This window comes from Actinomyces sp. W5033 (assembly GCF_051303165.1).
Genome location: NZ_JBPPGD010000001.1, coordinates 362,356 through 368,690 on the forward strand (window position 1 = coordinate 362,356; position 6,335 = coordinate 368,690).

Annotated in this window: 5 protein-coding genes; 4 read left to right on the plus strand and 1 reads right to left on the minus strand. The window is 73.8% G+C overall.

From position 1 onward, the window contains the following. Window positions 1-2: 2 nt before the first annotated feature. A complete protein-coding gene (locus ACSJJR_RS01545) occupies window positions 3-1,901 on the plus strand; it encodes a chloride channel protein (RefSeq protein WP_435941740.1) in 1,899 nt (632 codons plus the stop codon). On the opposite strand, the gene ACSJJR_RS01550 is transcribed toward ACSJJR_RS01545, so the two are convergent. Continuing rightward, complete coding sequence (locus ACSJJR_RS01550; RefSeq protein ID WP_435941741.1) at window positions 1,849-2,391, minus strand: hypothetical protein; 543 nt, start codon at window positions 2,389-2,391, stop codon at window positions 1,849-1,851. The genes ACSJJR_RS01545 and ACSJJR_RS01550 overlap by 53 nt on opposite strands. A gap of 87 nt (window positions 2,392-2,478) precedes the next feature. Between ACSJJR_RS01550 and ACSJJR_RS01555 the strand changes: the two genes are divergently transcribed. From ACSJJR_RS01555 to ACSJJR_RS01565, 3 genes are all read left to right on the plus strand, one after another. Further along, the gene (locus ACSJJR_RS01555; protein WP_435941742.1) at window positions 2,479-4,047 is read left to right on the plus strand and encodes a leucyl aminopeptidase; all 1,569 of its coding nucleotides are present in this window, start codon (window positions 2,479-2,481) and stop codon (window positions 4,045-4,047) included. A 184-nt stretch (window positions 4,048-4,231) separates the two neighbouring features. Next, entirely contained in the window at window positions 4,232-5,605 is a 1,374-nt protein-coding gene (lpdA, locus tag ACSJJR_RS01560; protein ID WP_435941743.1) for a dihydrolipoyl dehydrogenase, read from the plus strand. Window positions 5,606-5,631: 26 nt separating this feature from the next. Then, window positions 5,632-6,335, plus strand: a 704-nt coding sequence (locus tag ACSJJR_RS01565; RefSeq protein ID WP_435941744.1) for a biotin/lipoyl-containing protein, incomplete at its 3' end; no start/stop codon positions are given.

Sequence of the window (6,335 nt, forward strand, 5' to 3'; positions counted from 1 at the left end):
GCGTGAACGGCCCGCACGCACGCCGCCGCACCGGCACGCAGGCCGTTCTGCGCCTGCTGCGCCACCACCGCAGCGGCCTGTACACCCTGGCGCTGCTGGTCGGGCTCGTCGCGGGCCTGGGCGCCATCGCCTTCAGGCTGGGCATCGACGCCTGGGCCCGGCTCATGACCGGCACCTCACAGTACGCAGGAGGGGCCAGCACCGGGCTCCTGGCCCCACTGGGCCCCTGGTTCCTCCTGGCGGCCCCTGTGCTCTCCGGCGCCCTCGTGGGGCCTGTCATGGCCCTGGCCGGGCGCACGAGCACCGGTCACGGTGTCTCCGGCGTCATCTGGGCCGCCCGGCGCTCCGACGGAGCCATGGCGCCTGTGCCCGCGGTGGCCTCGACGGTCAGCGCCTGCCTCACCATCGGCGGCGGCGGCTCGGTTGGCCCCGAGGGACCCATCGCCGAGCTCGGCGCCAGCGTCGCCACGCTCTTCGGACGACGCCTCGGGCTGCCGACCCGCTCGGTGCGCCTGCTCGCCGCGGCCGGCACCGCCGCGGGCATCGCGGCGGCCTTCAACGCCCCGCTCGCCGCCGCCTTCTTCGCCATGGAGGTCATCCTCCTGGACTTCACCCTCGACGCCTTCGCCTTCGTCGTGCTGGCCTCGGTGTCGGCCACGGTGCTGTCCCACCACGTCCTGGGCCAGGCGCTGGCGACCTCCCTGCCCGTGCTCGACCTCGCCGGTGACGCCCAGCTGGGCTGGGTGGCGCTGCTCGGCCTGGTCGGGGGCGCCGTCGGGGTCGGCTTCTCGCGCTGCCGCTACCTCATGGCCGACGCCGCGCGCAGGCTGCTCGACCGCCTGCGGGTGCCCGCCTGGGCCCGGCCCGCGCTGGGAGGCCTCGCCGTCGGAGCCATGCTGCTGGCCTTCCCGCAGACCTACGGCGAGAGCGAGGCCGTGCTCGACCGTGTCCTCAACGGCGCTCAGGGCACCGGGCTCCTCCTCCTGCTCGTCGCGGTCAAGGTGCTCGCCACCTGTCTGACCCTCGCCGTCGGCTTCACCGGCGGGGTCTTCGCCCCCTCCCTGTTCATCGGCGCGGCCCTGGGCGCCGCTTTCGGCACCGCCCTCGTGCCCGGCCAGCCCTCCGCCGCCGCCGTCTTCGGCGTCATCGGCATGGGGGCGGTCTTCACGGGCTCGGCGCGCGCCCCCATCACCGCCGTCGTGCTCATCATCGAGATGACAGGCCAGTACTCCCTCCTGCTGCCCCTCATGCTCGCCAGCGTCCTGGCCACCTTCATGAGCCGCTTCCTCACCCGCACGACGATCTACACCGAGGAGCTGCGCCGCCGGGGCGAGGACGTCGAGGACCCCGTCGTGTCGACCCTCATGGGGCGCGCCTCGGCCCGCGAGGTCATGAGCTCTCCCCCGGCGGTCCTCGAGGCCGACGCGACGCTGTCCGAGGCCGCCCATGAGCTGCGCGCCTCGGGCTCGAGCGTCCTGCCCGTGGTCGGTCCGGACCATGGCCGGCCCGGGTCCTTCGGCTACCTCCTGGGCTGCGTGAGCGCGTTGCAGGTGGCGGAGGCCTCGCTGGCCGAGGGCGCCGCCGACCGGCCCGTCGGCGACCTGGAGCTCGCCAGGCAGCGGGTGCCCGCCTCTGACAGCGCCACCGCGGCGCTGGGGCGGCTCACGCGCGGGCAGGCCGAGGGCCTGCCGGTGGTCGAGCCCACCTCCCGGGGCGAGGCCCTCGTCGGCTGGGTCTCACAGCAGGACATGGTCAGGCGCCTCTACCGGCACCAGAGGGACGCCTATGAGGCGGCCCAGGCGCGCACGTCCTTCGGTGAGCGCGTCCAGACCTGGTGGCGCAGGGGCGTCACTCGCCGGGGCGGCGGCACTGACGCGGGCGCTCGGCGCGCCTCCCGCTGATCGAGTGGCCCAGCCCCTCCATGCGCTCGGCCGTGACGACGATGCGCCTGGGGTCCGAGAACCACATCCACACTCCCGCCACGAGGGGCAGGAACAGAGGCAGGTACAGGTGCCTGCGGCCGCCGTCGGCCCAGACCGAGGCGCTGAGCTCCACCGCCGTGCCGGTCCAGGTGAGCAGGCCGAAGAGCAAGGCCCCGGTGAGCAGGGCAGCCAGGGTCATCCAGCCGATGACGCGCATCCTGCGGCCGTTGTGGGCCACGCACACCGCCAGGAGGAGGTGGAGCAGGCCGGCCGCGACATTGAGGCTTCCCAGCACTGGCGCGCCCGCGGGGTCACGGATGAGGCTGACGGTGCTGGGGCCCAGCAGGACCAGCCCGAAGACGGCGAGGGCGACGACGAGGAGCCGGCTCAGGCCGTGGGCGGGCCGACGGCGGTCCTCCACGCTGCTGACCACCAGCTGCTCGCGCTGCACGGGCTCATGCGAGGCCATTGCTCGTCCCTCCTCTGCGCGCCAGGCCGTGTCCGGTGCCGCGGCGGCTCACGCCCCAACGGACGCTCGGACACTACCATCCGGCTCATGACGACGTACGACGCCCCTGTTGCCCTCACCAGCCTGCCCTCACTGTCCTTCCTGGGCGCCCCCGCCGCCCAGGCGCGTGCCGAGGTGCTCGTCCTGGCGGCCCGCGCGCCGCAGGGCGCCGAGAGCGGCCCGCGCCTGCTGGCCGACGGACCCGGGCTGGAGGGCCTGGACCTGCCGGCCCTCGAGGCGGTGGCCGCCACGCTGGGCCTGACGGGCGCCCTCGACGAGGTCGTGCGGGTACCGGCCGCGGCGCTGCCCGGCACCCCGGTGGCGGCGGACGTGCTGCTCGTGGTCGGCACCGGTGAGGAGCTGGCCCGGGGCGCGGACCCGACCCGTGACAGCCAGGCCCTCGGCGTCAGCCGTGCCGCGGTGCTGGAGCGGGCCGCCGCCCGGGCCGCCCGGGCCCTGGCCGGCACGGGGTCGGCCTGCTTCTCCATGTCCCCCGCCGATGAGGTGGAGGCTTTGCACGTGGCCCAGGGCGCTCTCACCGGCGCCTACGCCTGGGCAGGACGGGTGCCGGCCCCTCCGGCGCCGTTGGGCCGGGTCCTCGTGCTGCTGCCCGAGGGCGTGCCGGCACCGCGGCCCGCCACGGCCCTCGCGCTCGCCGAGGGCGTCGCGCTGACCCGGGACCTGGTCAACGAGCCACCGAACCGCCTGACGCCCGCGGTCTTCGCCGACCTCGCCCGCGACGTGGCGGCCTCCGCCGGGCTGGAGGTCGAGGTCCTGGACGAGCGGGCCCTGGCAGAGCAGGGATTCGGCGGGATCCTCGGCGTGGGCAAGGGCTCCGTCCACCCGCCCCGCCTCGTGCGCCTGGTCTGGGCGCCCGAGGGCGCGCGGCGCAGCGTGGCCATGGTCGGCAAGGGCATCACCTTCGACTCGGGCGGTCTGTCCCTCAAGCCCGCGGCGTCGATGCCGGAGATGAAGTCCGACATGGCCGGGGCCGCGACGGTGCTGGGAACGCTCCTGGCAGCCGCGCGCCTGGGGCTGGGGGTGCGCGTGGAGGCCTGGCTCGCACTCGCCGAGAACCTGCCCGCGGCAGACGCCCAACGCCCCAGCGACATCGTCACGGTGTACGGGGGCACGACGGTGGAGATCACCAACACCGACGCTGAGGGACGCCTCGTCATGGCCGACGCGCTCGCCCGGGCGGTCCGGGAGGAGCCCGACGCCCTGCTCGACGTCGCCACGCTCACCGGCGCCCAGATCGTGGCACTGGGCGAGCACGTCTCGGGCGTCATGGGCACGCCCGCCCTGCGCGACGCCGTGGTGAGCGCGGCTGTCGCCGCCGGAGAGGCCTTCTGGCCCATGCCCCTGCCCGAGCACTTGCGCTCCCGGCTCGACAGCCCGTACGCGGCACTGCGCAACGCGGTGACGGGCTCACGTGGAGGCGGCATGCTCACGGCCGGGCTCTTCCTGCGCGAGTTCACCGGATCGGTGCCGTGGGCGCACCTGGACGTGGCGGGCCCGGCCTTCAACGACGGCGAGCCCTGGGCGGGCGTGCCGACGGGCGGTACCGGTGCCGGTGTGGCGACGCTGCTGGAGCTGCTCCGCGGTTACGAGGACTGAGGCTCCTGCGCGGTGGCCTGCGCGCACCCTCCCAGCAGAACGTGAGCAGTCTCACGGCCCATGGGGGACTCTAGTCCCGCACCGGCCGTCACTTCTGGGGTTGGCGGGCCGTGGCCGGTGAAACAATGACGGCGTGCCGACACGCCCCGCCACGGGGCGAAGGACATCAACGAGGAGTGAATTCGTGACTGACACCGTCTACGACATGGTCGTCCTGGGCGCCGGCTCGGGCGGCTACGCCGCTGCCCTGCGCGGGGCCCAGCTGGGCCTGAGCGTGGCCCTCATCGAGGCCGACAAGGTCGGGGGCACCTGCCTGCACCGCGGCTGCGTGCCCACCAAGGCGATCCTGCACGCCGCCGAGACCGCCGAGGCCGTGCGCGAGGCCGGCGCCCTGGGTGTCCGCGCCCACCTCGAGGGCATCGACATGACCGCCGTCAACGCCTACAAGGACGGTGTCGTCAACCGGATGTACAAGGGCCTGCAGGGCCTGGTCTCCTCCCGCGGCATCGAGGTCGTGGGAGGCTGGGGCAGGCTCGTGGCCAAGGACGCCGTCGAGGTGGACGGCCGCGTCATCAGGGGCCGCAACATCGTCCTGGCCTCGGGCTCCTACTCCAAGACGATCGGCCAGCAGATCGACGACAAGGTCCTCACCTCCGAGGGCGCCCTGCGGATGGACCACGTGCCGGCCTCCGCCGTCATCCTCGGCGGCGGTGTCATCGGCGTCGAGTTCGCCTCCGCCTGGGCCTCGCTCGGGTGCCAGGTCACGATCATCGAGGGCCTGCCCCACCTCGTGCCCAACGAGGACGAGGCGATCTCCAAGATGCTCGAGCGCTCCTTCCGCAAGCGCAAGATCGCTTTCAAGACCAAGACGATGTTCGCCTCGGTGGACCGCACCGAGGCGGGCGTCACGGTCCACACCGAGGACGGCGCCTCCTACGACGCCGAGGTCATGCTCATCGCCGTCGGACGCGGGCCGGCCACCGCCAACCTCGGCTACGAGGAGGTCGGGGTCGCGATGGACCGCGGCTTCGTCCTCACCGACGACTACGGGCGCACCAACGTCGAGGGCGTGTGGGCCGTGGGCGACATCGTCCCCGGCGTCCAGCTCGCCCACCGCGGCTTCGCCCAGGGCATCGTCGTGGCCGAGATGATCGCCGGGCTCTCCCCGCAGCCGGTGGATGACGTCAAGGTCCCCAAGGTCACCTTCTGCGAGCCGGAGATCGCCTCCGTCGGCCTGTCCGAGGCCAAGGCACGGCAGCTGCACGGCGCCGAGAACATCACCACGGCCGAGTTCAACGTCGCGGGCAACGCCAAGAGCCAGATCCTGGGCACGCAGGGCTTCGTCAAGCTCGTCTCCGTCAAGGGCGGGCCGGTCGTCGGCTTCCACGCCATCGGCGCCCGGATGGGTGAGCAGGTCGGAGAGGGCCAGCTCATTGTCAGCTGGGAGGCCGACGCCGACGACCTGGCCTCACTTGTCCACGCACACCCCACGCAGAATGAGACCATCGGTGAGGCCGCCATGGTCCTGGCCGGCAAGGCCCTGCACAACCACGACTGAGCAACCGCAGAAGAGGAATGACTCCCATGTCTGAGTCCGTGAAGATGCCCGCTCTGGGCGAGTCCGTCACTGAGGGAACCGTCTCCTCCTGGCTCAAGGCCGTGGGTGAGACCGTCGAGGCCGACGAGCCGCTGCTCGAGGTCGCCACCGACAAGGTGGACACCGAGGTCCCCGCCCCGGTGTCCGGCACCGTCCTGGAGATCCTCGTGCCCGAGGACGAGACCGTCGAGGTCGGAACCGTCCTGGCCATCATCGGCGACCCCTCCGAGGCCACCGCCGCCCCCGCCCCTCCAGCACCCGCCGCAGCGCCGGCACCGGCCCCCGCCGCAGCGCCGGCCCCCGCTGCCGCACCGCAGGCAGCTGCGGCACCCTCCGCCTCGGGCACCACGGTGAAGATGCCCGCTCTGGGCGAGTCCGTCACTGAGGGAACCGTCTCCTCCTGGCTCAAGGCCGTGGGTGAGACCGTCGAGGCCGACGAGCCGCTGCTCGAGGTCGCCACCGACAAGGTGGACACCGAGGTCCCCGCCCCGGTGTCCGGCACCGTCCTGGAGATCCTCGTGCCCGAGGACGAGACCGTCGAGGTCGGAACCGTCCTGGCCATCATCGGCGACCCCTCCGAGGCCACCGCCGCCCCCGCCCCTCCAGCACCCGCCGCAGCGCCGGCACCGGCCCCCGCCGCAGCGCCGGCCCCCGCTGCCGCACCGCAGGCAGCTGCGGCACCCTCCGCCTC

Bases quoted from the DNA above. Each gene is read 5' to 3' on its own strand.
- ACSJJR_RS01555 (WP_435941742.1), top strand. From the start codon at position 2,479: ATGACGACGTACGACGCCCCTGTTGCCCTCACCAGCCTGCCCTCACTG.
- ACSJJR_RS01550 (WP_435941741.1), bottom strand. From the start codon at position 2,391: ATGGCCTCGCATGAGCCCGTGCAGCGCGAGCAGCTGGTGGTCAGCAGC.